The following is a 16,801-nucleotide window of genomic DNA, read 5'->3' as shown; positions in this document are numbered from 1 at the left end:
CTTACAAAAGTAGATCAGAAATTCATCATTAAGTCCCGCCTCCCATCTATTTATTTCTAATAAAGCCCTCCTGCGCGTATGGCCCCTTTTTGTATGCCGGTGAGGCCCTGCCCCTGCCTGTAGTGCACAAGCGGGTAGTGGCGGCCGGCAGCACCATGTTGCCGGTAAATCCTCTATCTGTAGTCCTGCCCTGCCCACAGGTTTCTCATGCTATTATCCCCCTTGTGAGGCCTGCTCACATCCGCTCATGCCCGGCATTATTCGTACTTCTTCTTAACAATCGATGCCGGACTAAAAACATAGCCGCCCTGCTGCTGTTGTAGAAGTGTTTCCCAATCAACTTATTATGAAACTTCTCCCGATCACACACTACACCAATGTCCGGCTTAGTGCCATTGCACTGATGGCCCTGCTGGTATGCTTGACGCCTGCCTGTGCGCAGGAAGAGCAAAGCCTGCAGACAGATGAAGGAAGCTACCAGGTAGATGAGGTCACAGACGGTCTCGTACACCCCTGGGGCATGGCTTTTTTGCCGGATGGCCGCCTGCTCGTGACCGAACGGCCCGGCAGGCTCAGGATCATGGATACAGACCATACGCTCAGCGAGCCACTGCAAGGAGTCCCCGAGGTATTTGCCGAAGGGCAGGGGGGCATGCTGGATGTAGTCCTGGATCCCGGCTTTGAGAATAACCGCCTCGTCTACCTTTCTTTTGCAGAACCCGGAGAAGGAGGCAAGGCCTCTTCTGCCCTCGGACGGGGCAGGCTGGAAAACGACCGCATTGAAGACTTTACCGTCATATTCCGGCAGGAGCCTAAGTATGAAGGGCCCAATCACTTCGGCGGCCGTATCGTATTTAGCCCCGAAGGGCATATTTTCTTTACTATGGGCGAGCGGTTCCAGTTCGATCCCGCACAGGATCTGTCCAACCACCTCGGCACCATCGTGCGTATTAACCCTGATGGATCCGTACCGGAAGACAATCCCTTCCTAGACCAGGAATATGCCCTCGATGAGATATGGTCCTACGGACACCGGAATATAGAGAGTGCCGCCATTGACCCCAATACAGGCAACCTGTGGATAGCCGAAATGGGCCCCAAAGGCGGGGACGAACTTAACCAGCCCAAAGCCGATAGAAACTACGGCTGGCCGGTAGTGAGCTGGGGGAATAACTATGATGGCACCCAGATACCAGACCCACCCACACACCCTTCTTTCGCCGATGCCGTCATACACTGGACACCCGTTATCTCTCCCTCAGGCATGGTCTTTTACACCGGCTCCATGTTTCCCGGGTGGCAGGGCAGCGCCCTTATCGGCGGGCTCAGCAGCCAGGCCCTCATTCGCGTCGCTATCAATGGACAGGACGCACAGGAGGTAGAAAGACTCGATATGGGAGTCCGCATCCGTGACGTAGAGCAGGCCCCCGATGGCGCTATCTATCTGCTCACCGACCAGGATAACGGTAAAATCCTGCGGATCTCTCCGGGAGAGTAAGGCCTATACCATACAGTTATTCCTTTTAAGGCATATGGGCGCATGAACCTGCCTGCACGCTGTTCAGGCTGCCCGTATCCTCTTATAATATAGCATCCATTGCATGCAGGCAACTGGCTGCCGCGGGCAACAAACCACTTGACTACCCGGCGTAGGAAAGAGGCCTGAGAGCCTAGCCTTCCTGCTCCATCGCGTGCAAGCGTTCTCTTAAGCGCTGCGTGATAGCCCCTTTGGCTCTCGTCCCTATGGCTAGGCGAAGTGGCGGCTTTTGCATATCATGAGAAGCAATGATTTTATCGGCCACTTCCCCCGCATCATCCAGTTGGCCAAACCCTTCATTAATATAATCACGCATCTCCTGCACCCCCGTATGAGTATATGCTTCCATCGCCGTAGCCATACGTATGCTGGCGGCAAATTCAGTGCCTGTAGGTCCCGGTTCGGCTAGGGTAAAATGGATTTGAAACGGTGCCAGGTCTTGGCTTATAGACTCTACAAATCCCTCAATGCCCCATTTAGAAGTATGGTATAAACTGAATCCCGGGTAGGCAATTTGCCCTCCTTCCGAAGAGACCTGGATGATATGCCCCCCATTAGCTTGAGTGCGGAAATAGGGAATGACCTCCTTTATAAGCCTGATAGAACCAAGCAGATTCACATCCAATTGATGAACGATCATGTCATCAGTAAGCTCTTCCACTGCGCCAAAAACACCATATCCCGCATTACTTACCACCACGTCTATCCTGCCAAATGATTTAAAGGCTTCAGCCACCACTGATTGTATTTCATTTTTATCAGTTAGCTCCAGGTGAGCAGTTTTTAGCGTATCAGGATATTGTTGCTGTAACTCATTCAGCAACGCCACATTTCGTAAGGTAGCGAAAACCCTATCGCCTCTCTGCAGTAACTTCTTCATCATTATATTACCCAACCCCGAAGAAGTGCCTGTTATAAACCATGTTTTACTCATAGCAAATAATTTAATGTTATGTGCGACAAAAGTAATGGCAGAGCCTGCCGGGCTGTTAACATATTTGAAACAGGGATTTACGAAAATCAACCCTTTCTGTATTCTGTAGGATTGAGACCCTCCATCTTTTTGAAGAAATTTGAAAAATGGGTGATTTCCCGGAATCCCAACAGAAAGGCAATTTCCGAAACAGACAGGGTAGAGTGCTTTAGTAATACTTTCGCTTCACGGACTATCCGTTCTTGAATAAGTGCAGAGGTAGAGGCCCCCATCGTCTTTTTTAACGTACGGTTTAAATAATTTACGTGCAGGGACAAGGCATTCGCATAGTCAGAAGGGGTGGTTAATAAGAGCTTTTGTTCTGTAGTCTCTATGGGGAATTGACTTTCTAACAGAGCTAAGAAAGCTTCCGTAATCCTGCGGCTGGCACTGGAATTTAGTGTAGCCTTCTGACTGGTCGAGACTGTTTTTGACGCAAAATGCAATACTTCGAATACTAAATTCCGGAGCAAATCAAACTTATGTTCATAGTCCGTGCTAAACTCTTTGAGCATCTTCAGGAATACCCCTTCCATCTCATGAAACTGCTTATCATCCAGTTCGATAACATGTTGCCCCTCTGCCCGAAAGGCAGCATACGCCGTAATATCTCCAAAGTGATGAAAAAACTCCGGCGTAAACACACAATATATCGCCGTGTGAGACCCTTCCAGAGGCACCCAATTATAGGGAATCGAAGGGTTGGCAAATAGCAGGGCCTGATTTTCCACTTCGTATGTCTTGTCTGCAAAATGTACCCTGTACGTACCTTTCAGGATACTAACCTTGTAGAAATTTCGCCTGCTAAACGGAATAGGCTCTATACTACACCTGGACAGATTTCCTATAGTAGATACATAGAAATTCCCCAGGTCATTTGTTAATTCAAATTTTTGGGACTTATAAAAGCTCTCAATAGTTTCATTATCCATACACCGAAAATACAAAATTCAACCTTTTTCAAAGACCAAAACCAGCGCAAGTATCCACGGGTAGGTAATAGCGGCTAAGCCCCGTCGGCACCATCGTTGGCAGAAATAAACCGTTATAACAAATCCCGCCTGGAAGTAGAAGACCAGTGGGCTTCCCACCCTCCCCTCACGCAACGACTGCACCGCATAGAGCAAATGGCCGTTACCACCAGGGAACGAGACCAGAGGCCCGTTTCCCTGCTATTACGGCACGCAGAGAGGTATAAAAAAGAACTTACAGACTTGCTCTTTGCCCCCGTGCCCTATCAGGGAGAAGTTATCACGCAGAGCAGTGCAGATTTTTCTGCAGCCCTGGAAGAGGATTTCGGTAATTTTTCATTTTCGCCATTATATAATGGGTACTACGATGATTACCTGCCCCAGCCCTTTGCGCTTGAGAAGTCAGCCAAAAGTAAGCCAGCCAGTCCGGAGGTGTTATTTTCCGATGAGATGGAAAACCTCGTATATGAGGTGATCGGCCTGGAAAACGATATGGAAGGGCTTCAATATATAGTAAGTAAGGACGCTGGCGTGAAGACCTTCAACTATGATGGAAAAAAGTACAAACAGAAAGACTGTGCCCTTCTTCTTGTCCAATGCCGGAAAGAACTACTTAGAAAGAAAGCCATCCTTAAAGAAAACGACATAGCCATATACCACTACTTCCATAGCCTCACCATGACAGACATGGACAAGCAAAGGCTGGATATACGATACGAGGACCTGTTCAAAGCAGCGCAAGAGCTTTGACCGTGGCATAGAACTAACCGGACAGATTCATCAGGATCTCGCCTTTATGGAAGAAGTCACCCCATACCAGCAAATACATAAAAACTTCCAAGCCCTGGAACCCCTGGAGGCCGAACTAAAGGCCATGATAAACAGAGCCCTTTCGGAAGAAAATTTTGATGAGCTCTTCAGCAGGGAAGTGCAGCAGCAACTAAGGGACTATACCCGCCGGCCACTGAAATACTTTGCCAATGAAGTATACCTTGAGGCCAATCTGGAAAAACTTGGCAATGCCCTTGGCCTGTTACCTGAACTGCTTTCTGCTAACATTTTTATGAAAAAGAAGCGTCTGCTGGACTACCAGGCCCGGCTGGCTGAGAGCAGGGTAGAGGCTTGACAGCTCCTTTTGTGAGCAGGATGAGGCCGTTTCCCACTAAATCTTCTATCTTTATACCTGCTATGCAAAAAAGGCTTCTGTTGATTTTAATCCCCTTGTGTGCCCTGCTCACCGTAGCTCACGCGAAGAATGGCTACCAAAAGGGCTACCTCGTCACCCTGGAGAATGATACCCTGTATGGGGAGATAAAGGACCGCAGGCCGGGCACGTTTACAGAGATATACGACAGGATCAGGTTCAAAAAAGACGGTGCCCTTTTCAGGAAGAAATATGCTCCGGAAGAGATCAAAAGCTATAAGGCCGGCGACCGGCTATACGAAAGCGTGGGATTGGAAACCCGGAGCCGTTTTTTAAAAACCACATACCTCACCGGCCCCGCCCATGAAAAGGTATTTCTGCGGGTAATCGAGAAAGGCACACTCACCTATTACCAGTGGGAATACATTGACTATGATAACAACACTGTCTGGTACATCCCCCTGTTTCACAAAGAGAACAGCAGCGAAATGGTAAGAGTAACCCAGGGCCTGTTCGGGCTGAAAAAGAAGGTGCTTTCCACCTATCTGAGTGACTGTCCCAGCCTGCAGCAGAAGATGGAAAGCAAAGAGGTAACCACCCCCCTCGAGGTGTTGAACTACTATAAAAGGTGCGAGTAACACCACACCCTCCTGATCAGAAGCTCAGCCCCAGGGTTAGTCGTCACATTTGATAATGGTATAAGTTTCATAGTAAGAACTGGACCACGTCGCCCTGCCTCTGGCCATTGGGTAGTCTTCACAGTTGCTTAAAATGCCGCAATCAATTTTAAATGATATCAATTCATAATTACCTGGTTCATAAGGGCTCGTGGTTCCGACGTATCGTGTAATTCTTGCCAATGGCTGTAACCAGCGCCCATTTGCTCCATTGACGCGTGTGTGAGCTTGAAGCAGGAGGCTGGGATCTCCCCATTCTGAGTCAGATTTAATCTCAATTAGCGTTCCTCCGGAGCGGGTTTGACAGTTGTTATATATGGATCCGCCATCATATTCTGCCACACTGCTCGACACAAAGATATCCCCATATTTTGGAAAGCTGGAGCTTAAAAGGATAGCCGGAACCTCAATGAGGTCACCCTGCCGTTTATTTTCAGCATTACTGGTGGGATACTGTAATAACATATCATGGCCTTTATACCGGAAAGAGCGGCCATCATATTGCTTTAATTTGTCAAGGTTTTCCCCCGTGATGCTGTAGCTGATGCCATTAGGTCTTATTTCTGTGATGGTTATTAAATCAGTGACTTCGTCAGAGATGATCTCATCCTCTATTTTACTACATGAAGCGAATAAGGAAAGGCAGAGTAGGAGTGTAATGGCTTTCTGAAACATAGCGTGTTAATTGATTAAGTTATTGATAGGTATTATCAATTATAACCCTTTAATATGATATGCATGTGTTGGCAACTTTAAATCCGTATTACGTTTTAGTTATGTACTATGCGTTGTTTTAGGGCATGTCTGCTGCTGGTTTGGCACTACGTGCAAACGCTGGGTTTGATCCGGGTGGTTTGTTTAAAGGCTATTGGCATTCAGTGTGTTAAGAAATGTTTATTAATCCCGATAGGCATTAGTGGCCAGGTCATCTGCCTTGCTTACAACCAGGTTTATTTGAATTAATCCTCTACTATACCATAGGCCGGATAGTTAATTTATTTTCATTTTCACAGGGCCCTTTCTTTATTATATACCGGCCTTAGATACATCCCCCGGAATCTTGTATAGTCATAGCCGTTTTGCAGGATGGTAAAACCATATTAGTCTGCATTTCAAGTGTTAGAACTGAACGATGGGTAACAATAAATTAACACCCTCCCAGTGTATGTTCAAGGGGGTACCTCCGTGATTTTATATGCATGTTTTTGAATACATTCATATAAAACCAAAACTAACTTTTATGAAAATCAAATCACTATGCTACATTAGAGGCGCTATTATATTTTTAGCCCTCGTTACTGTTTTTCCCTGCCTCACAGGCTGCGAATCACCCGAAGAGGTCAGGGTGCCAGAGGTTGAATTGACACAGACTGCGGCATTGGACCATATCCTTTCTTTGGACTTTAGCCCGGACAGAATCGAAGAGTTTCCTGACTTTTACCTCGTCGAAGGTGATATCCTCTTTTACAAAGACGATTATGCGAAAGACGGACCCTCTACCGAGCAAGCAAGTACCAATGCACTTATTTCCAGGGGAAACCAGAACAATGTTACCGTACGGATAGACGGCTCTATGCCTTCAGGCGGTGCAGATAACTGGCGGCCTGAAATTCAACAGGCTATTAATGACTGGAACAGCGTAGGCTGCAGTAGGATAAGGCTCGTTCTCACCACTTCATCTACTGCAGATATCACTATTCGCAGTGACTTTGGTGCGTTAGGAAACAACGTGATAGCATCAGCCTCTTTTCCTTCCAATGGAAATCCAGGATCCTTTATTCAGGTTAATTTCGACTTTTTAAATAATACCAATGTTTCCTCCGGGCAAAAAAGGTATAACATGGTGCATGAATTCGGGCACTGCCTTGGGTTTCGTCATACTAACTGGGCTGGCAGAAATGAAGGAGTGGGTACAGTAGGAGCCAACTATATACCTCAAACCCCCGTAAATGACAGTAATTCCATAATGAATGGCGGCACGGCGCTCAACTCATGGGTGGGCTTTTCGTCATTTGATGTGAAGGCCCTGCAGAATATCTATCCTGCCTTAAATACCACCTGTCCCGCACCCTTTTATCGATATTTTGGAAATGGCAACCATTTCTATACCACCGATTGGTCAGTTTTTGGAAGCGGCAGGTCTGGCTATAATTTAGAGAGCATTCAGTGCAGAGTGTTTGGGGCACAGGCATCAGGTACCGTACCTTTGTACAGGTACTATAATGCCTCGGCTAATAACCACTTTTTCACCACCAACTTTAATGAGTTAGGAAGCGGGCGCGCAGGATATAATTATGAAGGTGTACAAGCCTATGTATATCCAAATGCCGGAACAGGTAGGGTACCCCTGTACAGGTATTTTCTCACCGGCTCAGTGGATCATTTTTATACCACCAATTTCAATGAATTGGGAAATGGCGGTAGCGGAGTGATTTATGAAGGGATTGCCTGCTACGTACTTCCTTAAAAGTATAAAGCTAAAGTGATCTTTAAACCAAGTTGAGAGGTGGATCGTATGTCAATAGCCTCTTCAATATAACATACCGGCTATTCCCTTGCTATGGAATAGCCGGTATTTAATCCTTAACTCCCTGCTGCATAAATCCTAAATGAGCCTTCAGCAATAGTACAGGCAGCAGGGATTCATTGCTATTCCCTGCCGCCTTCTCTTTCTGATAATTTATTGCTTAATAAAAAGGTGCTTCTGCTTTACTCCCGTATTATCGGTTACTATCAAATAATAGGTACCCGACGGCAGCGAGGTCATATCAACCTGACTTTTGGCTGCATCTAATGATAGTTCTTCATCCATTAATATGTTACCGCTCGTACTGTATACCTTAAAGGTCGCCTTACCCCTCATGTTTCCTGTTTCAATGTTGAGGAAATCCCGTACCGGGTTAGGATAGAATGCCGATGCGTCCGAAATACTTTCCACCTTATCATCCGTAAGGGCAGACCTGCCGTTTTTCTCTTCTAAGGCAGGTTCGGTTATATTCTCTTCTTTAATAACCTCTATAATCTGTTGGCCAGAGGAGCCTACCTTGACCTCGAAGGTAAAGCGATACATATTCACCTGGTTTCCACAATGCATCGCATTGCTGTGAGTAAGCTGATACGTGTGTCTTTCGGACAAAGTACCATAGCTAAAAGAAGCACCGGCTACAGGGGGAGTCTCAGCCACTAAGGTTTGATAAGGTGATACCGTAATATCCCGGAATGTCCACCAGTGCTTTGAGGCAGGGTATATGGCGGTGGCAGATATAGCCAGGCCTCCCGGGGTCGGATTTTGATTATATGAGAATGAAGCCGAAGGAGTAGACTGGTTAAAATCAGAAGGAACATTTATGAGCTTCAGATCTTCCGTCCATCCGCAGCTATTACTCGTATTCACCCACATGCCATGCTTTATGGCTATGCCCTGCCCCGGTTGGTAGGGGATGGTAAAGGATGTAGAGGGCCCGTAAAGCTGAATAATATTAGCAGAGTTATTAGGATCATTTATATCCTGTGCATTATTAGCGCCAACCAATATGTAAAATGATGAAGTAAGACCGTGATTATTGCTATAGGCTCCGTTATATGTCGAGTTAAGCGAAACGGTAAGAGTGCCACTCTGGCCATCTTCTGCACAACTAAATGTTGTAGAGAAATCTGCCTGCAGGTCGCAAACTTCCGTAAGGGTAATATTATCTATGATAACCCCAGCTTTTGAAGACGTAAGATTGCCCTGAACAAACTGTGGAAACTCTGCTACCACTTCAAAATCACGTTTGAAGTCAACAAGGCCAAGGAAACTTGTCGGCGTGATACCATGGTAGTCGGGTGAATAAACCGGATCATAAGCCCACTGCCAGTTAGTGTAAAAATCAATATCGTGCATATGGGCCCCGTTCGTGACAGTAAGTGGGGCAGTGGTACCCATACCCAAATCAGCCTGCATGAGTTCCGCTATTGAAAACTCTGCGGAATACGTGGCAAAATTTGCGGTGCCTGGGGGCAGAGAGGAAGGGTTCAGCGTTAGCTCGATATCCAGTTTACCATCACCAAAAAAGTCCCCTGTAGTAGATTGGCAGTCATAATCACAAACAGAAGTTCCGGGATCCGTTTCCGAATTTAATAATCGCAATATGATACGTGTAGAGGGATCTATCCCTATTTGGTCCGGGGCACCTGTCAGCGCAGGGTAAGCTACATCGATACTGATCTTGTAGCGCTGAAAAATACTTAGAGGCTGAGTAAACTGACTACGAATACCCGTAAAGCCCTTAGCAATACAGGTATCATTGTCAACATTCCCAACATTAATATAAAGGAGAGCGACATTATTACCTGCCTCGCTAAACGGCGGGTTAAGGTTTGGCCCGGCATACCAGCCGCCCGGAAAGGCATAGGCAGGATTAATGGTGTAATTTCGGTTAAGCAAATTACCTCTACCTACCACCCCAACTGTTTTATTCAAACAACCAGGTTGCCAACCCGTGACAATTCCTTCTCCGAATGCATCAAATGCCCAATCCTGATTAGTTGATGGCCCAACCTGCTCAAATCCGCCATTCGCAATGAGCTGCCCATAACTGTTGATGGCTAATGCCTGCAATAGCAAAATGATTACTAAACTGTGTTTAATACTAAGGTTCATAGTGTTATAATTTTAATTTTTGTAGTATTCATTTATACAATTTTGATTTGTAACCTTGTTATAGTTAATTTTTTAATTATAATTTTTATGTTATTAAATTAATAATGCCATCCGGCACCATATTTTTTAAGTCTTCAGCATGTAGCCTGTTGAAGATGAAGTGGGAAATGATTTTTATGCTGAAAATTATAAAATAGAACTATACGATGTGCAGGTATAATAACCCCTTTATTTAAGGGTTACCTGTTTACTGTCGTAACTCGCATAATATGATAGTATGTCGATCTTCAATCCCTTTCCTGGCAGATCATACCCCGGACGGTTTACCTATGAAGCTCATTCCGGACGAAGTGGATGCGAGAAATCTCTTCTTAATAAAAACAGGCCAGACATTCCCGGTAGGGGAGGCCCGGCCAGGGAGGCCCCGCCTGGTTGGCCCGGCCTGGCTGGCCCCGCCACCTTCCCTAAAACACGGAAGGAGTTTCTGCCCCCGACCCAGCCCCCATTGGTGCAAGGCACAAATAATTCCCCTCCTGGGCCCAGGAGGGGGGAAATAAAAACGCGAAGGCGTGTTTTATTTCGGGGAGGTCCGACTCTCGGTGGTCCGACTCTCGGTGGTCCGACTCTCGGTGGTCCGACTCTCGGTGGTCCGACTCTCGGTGGTCCGACTCTCGGTGGTCCGACTCTCGGTGGTCCGACTCTCGGTGGTCCGACTCTCGGTGGTCCGACTCTCGGTGGTCCGACTCTCGGTGGTCCGACTCTCGGTGGTCCGACTCTCGGAGGTCCGACTCTCGGTGGTCCGACTCTCGGTGGTCCGACTCTCGGAGGTCCGACTCTCGGTGGTCCGACTCTCGGTGGTCCGACTCTCGGTGGTCCGACTCTCGGTGGTCCGGCATTCCGGTGGTCCGGCATTCCGGTGGTACATGCAGTAAGTGGCAAGAGAGTAATCACTTCAGTGTACTCCCCTCTTAATTTGTCGGCTAGGCTCCCCGAGTGTGGAAAATTGCTAATATGCTATTTTTAAACTCTTTACCTCCTTAACTTGACGGCTATGCCCTGGGAGGGGATAGAAGAAAAAAGGTGACACACTTTTTCTCTTCAGGGGCGGGGTTTTCCTTTCATTGGGCCACTTGGGCTGGCCTTTTCCCCCGACCTACCCGCTGGACCACACTCACCCAAAAAAGCCTCCAAAACCCGTTTCACATCCCCGTCATCCATGCTTCCATAGATGAAATTACCTCCGTATAGGATAAAGCTGTTAGGCTTATTGGTCATGATCTGCTGCCAAAACTTCTCTTGCAGTTCCCGCATAGCCATATCCGCATTTCCACCCGTCAGACCAAAGGCCGAATAGTTGCAAAATGCATGGCTACTTTTCAGTTTGGTCAGTTTGTCAAAAAGGTACCACTCGTCATATCCGTTAGCAAATATATTCTCTGAAAGCTCCTTTTCGTTCAGATAGGGGAAGTAAGCCACTTCATTCGAATCATATGTCCATCCACCTCTGTATTCCTCAGCCGCAGGCTTCAAAGGACCAGAATCGAAACTCACTACAGCCACTGCTTTTCCAACCAACACCTCCGGAACCTGTTCTACTAGCCTAAAAAAGTCTACGTCATCAGTGGCAGTTTGAAGAAAATGGTAGCCGCATGTTAATCCGGTATAGATCATCGTGTATGATACGAAATTAGTAGGTTACAATGGAAATTGGTGGCGGAGAACATGCCTCTGTGTCAGCATACATACTTACTTAAACATTTTCTGCCTGGTATACGAATGCGGGCCTAGCTTCAATAGGACAATATCATTGGGGCCTTTAAGCCCCCTTTATCAACAGCCATACAAAGCACCGAAATAAGTCCCCCTTCCGGCCCATAGCCGTCAAGTTAAGCACATAAATTACTGTAAATCAATTAATAAGAAGTTAGTCCCCTTTTGGGACTGGGGACGCACACGTCGGGCAGGCGCAGAAATTTACTTTGGAATGGCAATAGCCCAGGCCGGGGTGGGTATAAAGCTGGAGCAATAATCCATTATTTCAGCTTATATCTACAGTCTAACCCAGTCGCCTGCGTACTCGGTCTGAAAGACCCCGGCTCCGGAATCTTTATTTGAGTTCTAAATGGCCATTTGAGGCCGAGTCGGTCCCGACCCCGGCTCCCGGGAGGGTAATTTACATTGGATCAACTCTAAGCTTGACGGCTATCCCTTCCGGCCCACTATAGCCATAATAAAGTACAAACGTTCAGACGAAAGGGGAGGGCCCGACTTTCGCTGGGCCCGCATCCTGGCAGGCCTGCAATAACGCTTATGAAACACCACCATCCCGTCCGGGGGATATAACGAGGCAGCACGCTAAGTACTAACCTCACCCAATATACCTCCATAGCAACAAAAAAAACCGGCCCTTTTACAAAGGCCGGCTTCTATAATATCATAGTCCGTTATGAAAGCTTATTCCGGTAGTCCTCATAGCCAAACTTCCGGACCAGCTCAAAGGTATCGTCCTCGTGCCAGATGCCGATAGACGGGTGGCGCACCCCGTTAAAGAACGTCGTCTTTACCATCGTGTAGTGCATCATGTCGTCAAACACCACCCGGTCACCAATTTGCAGGGGTGCGTCAAATGCGTAGTCCCCTACATAGTCACCCGCCAGGCAGGTAAGTCCCCCCAGGCGATAGCCCGGTTCACCCGGCTCCGCATCGCGTGCGCCCAGCACCCGCGGCTTGTACGGCATCTCGATGCAGTCCGGCATATGAGCAGAGACGCTCACATCCAGCACCACCGCGCCAATGCCATGGTTATCGATGATGTCCTCTACCGTACTCGTCAGGTAGCCCGTTTCCCAGGCCACCGCTGAGCCCGGCTCCATCGTTACCTCCACCTCATACGTCTCCCGCAGGTGGCGTATAAGTTCGATGAGATGCTCCAGGTCATAGCCCTTGCGCGTCATCAGGTGGCCCCCGCCCAGGTTAAGCCACTTCGCCTGGTGCAACAGCGGACCAAAGCGGTCCTCTATCACCCGCAGCGTGCGCTCCAGCGCATACGAGTCGTTTTCGCACAGCGTATGAAAGTGCAGCCCCTCTATACCTTCCGGCAAGGTGCTGCCTAGCTGATCCGCCGTCACCCCCAGGCGCGTACCAATCGCGCAGGGATTGTACAGATCAGTCTCCACTTCCGAGTACTCCGGGTTGATCCGGATACCGCAGGACACTTTTTTATTACTGCTCTGCACCTTACCCCGGAATCGCTCCCACTGCGCCGGCGAGTTGAAGGTAATATGATTGCAGTAGCCCAGCAGTTCGTCAAACTCATTGTCAAAGTAAGCCGGCGTGTAGGCGTGTACCTCATTGCCGAACTCCTCATAGCCCAGCCGCGCCTCGTGTAGCGACGAGGCCGTGGTACCATGCAGGTATTCCTTAATGAGGCCGAAAGCACTGAACATCGCGAAGCCCTTCAGCGCCAGGATAATCCGGGCGCCTGATTGCTCCTGCACATACCGCATGGTTTCCAGGTTGCGACGTAGTTTGGCTTCATCCAGCACAAAACACGCCGTAGGAACACGATCAAAGTTAATGGGCATCTACCTATGTCTCTTTTTGACGTATACTAATAAGACAAGTCGCTGTTAAAACGCCAGCTCCTCATTGATCTTTTCGTGCCAGGGCAGGCCGTACTTGTTCAGTTCCTCCATGAACGGATCCGGATTGAACTCCTCCACATTATAGACGCCCGGTTTCATCCATTTGCCTTCCATCATCAGCTTGGCGCCGATCATAGCCGGTACCCCCGTTGTGTAAGAGATCGCCTGTGCACCCACTTCGCGGTACGTTTCCGCGTGGTCGCAGTTGTTGTACACGTAGTACGTCTTCTCCTCTCCGTCTTTCAGTCCGCGGATCTGGCACCCGATAGACGTTTGCCCTTCATATCCTTCGCCCAGACTCGATGGCTCGGGTAGTACCGCTTTCAGGAATTCCAGCGGAATAATGTCCTGTCCTTTGAACTTGATAGGGTGGATACCCGTCATGCCCACATTTTCCAGCACCCGTAGGTGAGTGATGTACTGCTGCCCAAACGTCATCCAGAAGCGCGCACGCTTCAGGTGCGGGATATTTTTAGTCAGTGACTCAAGCTCCTCGTGGTAGAGCAGGTACGATTCCTTAGGCCCGATGTTAGGGTAATCTACCGGCTGGTGAATTTCCAGCGGCTCCGTTTCCTTCCACTCGCCGTTTTCCCAGTAGCGGCCATTCTGCGTAATCTCACGGATGTTGATCTCCGGGTTAAAGTTCGTCGCAAAGGCCTGTCCGTGATCCCCTGCATTGCAGTCCACGATGTCCAGGTAATGGATTTCGTCAAAGTGATGCTTCTGTGCGTAAGCCGTGAAGATGCCCGTCACACCCGGGTCAAACCCACAACCCAGCAGCGCCATAATACCCGCTTCCTCAAAACGCTCGCGGTAAGCCCACTGCCAGTGGTATTCGAATTTAGCCACATCGCGCGGCTCATAGTTAGCCGTATCCAGGTAGTGCACCTTCGTCTCCAGGCAGGCATCCATGATCGTAAGGTCCTGGTAAGGCAGCGCCACGTTGATCACCATCGCAGGCTTAAACTCCTTGATAAGCTTCACCAGTTCAGGCACATTATCCGCATCTACCTGGGCCGTTTGCAGCTTTGCCTCCGGAAACCGGCCGCGTACCTCCTTAGCGATCGCCTCGCATTTACTAACCGTACGACTGGCAAGCATGATCTCTGAAAAAACTTCCGGTACAGCCGCCACCTTGTGCGTTACCACATGGCCGACTCCTCCGGCTCCTATTATTAGTACTCTGTTCATAGTTGCTGTTTTGGGGCGGGAATATACAAACTCACACGGAATTTAGGCAGTCCAGGATTCAGAAATTGGCTTTTTTGGGGTTTTTGAGGGGGGACACAGTAAGGGAACGGCCCTGTTGATTCCTCACCTGGTGCTAAGGGAAGCGCGCAAGTCCAGACAGCATAGCCTGTAGCCCGTACAAAAACACTTTGAGCCAGCCAGTAGTAATTTTTCGTAGTTTTAGTCTAATCCTCCCCCGGACAACCTTTAGCACATAACCAAAGTAATGTCAGGTTTCCACAGCTATAAGTGAGAGACGTTAGCGAAATTTGCGGATCACCGGGATATAAGGCTCATTTAATACACTGTAACCGCTATCACTAAGCCTGCGGAGGTGAAATGATACGTATGCCTGTTGTTCAGAATCCTCTAATAGAAAATTAATCTCTACAACCACAACATCTTTTCTAACTAAAGAAATTGAGTTTTCACCACCATTGGTGACTGATTCCCCCAGGTTTTCGTTGGGTAAAAATATATTGAGGGCATGTATTTTGGTGTCCTTCGTTAGCTTATGCTGCTTACCATGGGCGTATATACAATCATCTTTAAACTGTAATTCGCCATCAAATTTATAGATCATTTCTACGGGCCATAAGTTGAAATTGATGGTTAATAATATCAATCCCGAAAGAATGCCTATTATAAAAAAAGTTAATAAAGAGCTGTATATAGGTTCTGATACGGTAACACCCGCTATATGTAAGCCCATAAATAGGAAGGGAACAAGAAATCTAATTGATAAAATACCGCATATAATAGCAAAGCGGCTGGCACGCTGAATGGTTTTTATTTTCATCTATACTAAAGTAGGGATTACTGATACTACTTAGCCAATACCACGGAAAGCTTTTATTTGTATCTCACAAAGACCCACTGCCAGTTGGCTGAAAACCTATTAGAACTTGCATATACAGCCAATATGCCCTTATTTATCCGGGTATTAGTATCAGTTAAATTAGCCTTTCATGAACCTGATCAAATTAAGCTTTTTACTCATAACCCTTTTGGGCTCTGTTACAGCCTATAGTCAAAGTATTTTTCCTGAAAAATTCGATGGGTGTAATACAGACCGGTTTACCCTCGAAAGCGATTCAATAACTGCTAAAGTAAGTGAGGAAAAGCTTTTTAAGGTTTTAAAAGAATCGTTTGGCGAAAAGATATTCCTTAACATTCGTGGTACCTTGTCCCTTCAGATAATTGTAGATAAAGGGGGTAATTCATGCTTATTAAGCCTGAACAATGATACGAATGTCAGATCAAAAAAATTAAACCTGAAGCAAACCATCGATGGGGATTTAGAGTGGGATAAACCAAACAAAAAAGTTGCAGCAATCATCGTCTTCAGTTTTGAAGACACGGGCATCAAATTTAAAAGGCTTGGTATGAATGGGCGTAAAGGTGTCCACGAACTGCCTCTTGAATAACTACCTGCCCGGTAGCCCAACCATTGTATCACTATCAATTTAAAAAGCCTCTAGGTGGCTTTTTACTGCCTTATCTCTGCCTTCATCACCCGTATATATGAAAACAGCCACCCCTAAGATGGGGCGGCTCTCTCTATTTCCAAGGCATCAATGCCCGTTTAAAACTTATAATCTGCCCAGTGTTTTCCTTAGCTCATTGATAATTAGCACAAACAAGAATTCTGCTCAGTATAGAAACAAGGCCTACAGTAGGAGTTTGATCCACCACCGATAAGCTGCCTGGTTCTATCGTTATCTAAATCGTTATTAGTAACAAAGCTTTTTACCGTCAGGGATGCTAAAGATACTTTCCTTTTTTTCATAGCTCGAAATTTTTAGTTAAAAACTCGTAAGCGGACAGCATACTCAGCAATGGCTGAGCTTCTCAATTGCCCACTTATCCTTAATAAGGTATCAGAATTTTTGCTTACTAAAAAGCAGTAGCTACTAATAATCAGGGCTATTAGACCTTCCGGGCCATAAAACCAATCGGATAGACCAAAATTCCTTCCCTGTT

Annotated in this window: 16 protein-coding genes; 7 read left to right on the top strand and 9 right to left on the bottom strand. The window is 47.2% G+C overall.

The window, feature by feature from the left end; translation table 11 throughout:
* Positions 1-89 precede the first annotated feature (89 nt).
* On the top strand, positions 90-323 hold the full coding sequence (locus AB9P05_RS00080) for a hypothetical protein (protein WP_371906777.1): 234 nt from the start codon (positions 90-92) through the stop codon (positions 321-323).
* A 23-nt stretch (positions 324-346) separates the two neighbouring features.
* Positions 347-1,498 carry a PQQ-dependent sugar dehydrogenase gene (locus tag AB9P05_RS00075; RefSeq protein WP_371906776.1) on the top strand — a complete coding sequence of 384 codons (1,152 nt, stop codon included), beginning with the start codon at positions 347-349 and terminating at the stop codon, positions 1,496-1,498.
* 172 nt (positions 1,499-1,670) lie between these two features.
* Here AB9P05_RS00075 and AB9P05_RS00070 read toward each other — a convergent pair whose 3' ends face one another.
* A complete protein-coding gene (locus AB9P05_RS00070) occupies positions 1,671-2,471 on the bottom strand; it encodes an SDR family oxidoreductase (RefSeq protein ID WP_371906775.1) in 801 nt (266 codons plus the stop codon).
* Positions 2,472-2,557: 86 nt separating this feature from the next.
* A complete protein-coding gene (locus AB9P05_RS00065) occupies positions 2,558-3,442 on the bottom strand; it encodes a helix-turn-helix domain-containing protein (RefSeq protein WP_371906774.1) in 885 nt (294 codons plus the stop codon).
* Between the two features lie 96 nt (positions 3,443-3,538).
* Here AB9P05_RS00065 and AB9P05_RS00060 point away from each other — a divergent pair, with 96 nt between their 5' ends.
* The 3 genes from AB9P05_RS00060 (at position 3,539) to AB9P05_RS00050 (ending at position 5,263) form a co-directional block, all read left to right on the top strand.
* Positions 3,539-4,231: a hypothetical protein gene (locus AB9P05_RS00060; RefSeq protein ID WP_371906773.1), complete on the top strand. Its 693-nt coding sequence runs from the start codon at positions 3,539-3,541 to the stop codon at positions 4,229-4,231.
* Positions 4,232-4,277: 46 nt separating this feature from the next.
* Positions 4,278-4,607, top strand: a complete 330-nt coding sequence (locus AB9P05_RS00055; protein ID WP_371906772.1) for a hypothetical protein — start codon at positions 4,278-4,280, stop codon at positions 4,605-4,607.
* 62 nt (positions 4,608-4,669) lie between these two features.
* Positions 4,670-5,263: a hypothetical protein gene (locus AB9P05_RS00050; RefSeq protein WP_371906771.1), complete on the top strand. Its 594-nt coding sequence runs from the start codon at positions 4,670-4,672 to the stop codon at positions 5,261-5,263.
* A 36-nt stretch (positions 5,264-5,299) separates the two neighbouring features.
* On the opposite strand, the gene AB9P05_RS00045 is transcribed toward AB9P05_RS00050, so the two are convergent.
* Positions 5,300-5,977: a hypothetical protein gene (locus AB9P05_RS00045; protein ID WP_371906770.1), complete on the bottom strand. Its 678-nt coding sequence runs from the start codon at positions 5,975-5,977 to the stop codon at positions 5,300-5,302.
* 565 nt (positions 5,978-6,542) lie between these two features.
* On the opposite strand from AB9P05_RS00045, the gene AB9P05_RS00040 reads away from it, so the two are divergent.
* Positions 6,543-7,769 (top strand): M57 family metalloprotease, encoded by a 1,227-nt coding sequence (locus AB9P05_RS00040; RefSeq protein WP_371906769.1) that lies wholly within the window; start codon positions 6,543-6,545, stop codon positions 7,767-7,769.
* Positions 7,770-7,982: 213 nt separating this feature from the next.
* Here the strand turns inward: AB9P05_RS00040 and AB9P05_RS00035 are convergent, their stop codons facing one another.
* The 5 genes from AB9P05_RS00035 to AB9P05_RS00015 form a co-directional block, all read right to left on the bottom strand.
* Positions 7,983-9,944: a T9SS type A sorting domain-containing protein gene (locus AB9P05_RS00035; protein WP_371906768.1), complete on the bottom strand. Its 1,962-nt coding sequence runs from the start codon at positions 9,942-9,944 to the stop codon at positions 7,983-7,985.
* 1,098 nt (positions 9,945-11,042) lie between these two features.
* Positions 11,043-11,615: a hypothetical protein gene (locus AB9P05_RS00030; protein WP_371906767.1), complete on the bottom strand. Its 573-nt coding sequence runs from the start codon at positions 11,613-11,615 to the stop codon at positions 11,043-11,045.
* Between the two features lie 773 nt (positions 11,616-12,388).
* Complete coding sequence (gene nspC / locus AB9P05_RS00025) at positions 12,389-13,528, bottom strand: carboxynorspermidine decarboxylase (RefSeq protein ID WP_371906766.1); 1,140 nt, start codon at positions 13,526-13,528, stop codon at positions 12,389-12,391.
* 45 nt (positions 13,529-13,573) lie between these two features.
* Positions 13,574-14,779 (bottom strand): saccharopine dehydrogenase family protein, encoded by a 1,206-nt coding sequence (locus tag AB9P05_RS00020; RefSeq protein WP_371906765.1) that lies wholly within the window; start codon positions 14,777-14,779, stop codon positions 13,574-13,576.
* Positions 14,780-15,077: 298 nt separating this feature from the next.
* Entirely contained in the window at positions 15,078-15,617 is a 540-nt protein-coding gene (locus AB9P05_RS00015; RefSeq protein ID WP_371906764.1) for a hypothetical protein, read from the bottom strand.
* A 169-nt stretch (positions 15,618-15,786) separates the two neighbouring features.
* On the opposite strand from AB9P05_RS00015, the gene AB9P05_RS00010 reads away from it, so the two are divergent.
* Positions 15,787-16,245 carry a hypothetical protein gene (locus AB9P05_RS00010; RefSeq protein ID WP_371906763.1) on the top strand — a complete coding sequence of 153 codons (459 nt, stop codon included), beginning with the start codon at positions 15,787-15,789 and terminating at the stop codon, positions 16,243-16,245.
* Positions 16,246-16,619: 374 nt separating this feature from the next.
* Here AB9P05_RS00010 and AB9P05_RS00005 read toward each other — a convergent pair.
* Positions 16,620-16,801 (bottom strand): hypothetical protein (locus AB9P05_RS00005; RefSeq protein ID WP_371906762.1); only part of this gene is annotated, 182 nt, incomplete at its 5' end.

The organism is Roseivirga sp. BDSF3-8 (assembly GCF_041449215.1).
In the GTDB taxonomy this organism is placed as follows: domain Bacteria; phylum Bacteroidota; class Bacteroidia; order Cytophagales; family Cyclobacteriaceae; genus JBGNFV01.
This window is presented reverse-complemented; position numbering and strand designations above follow the sequence as displayed.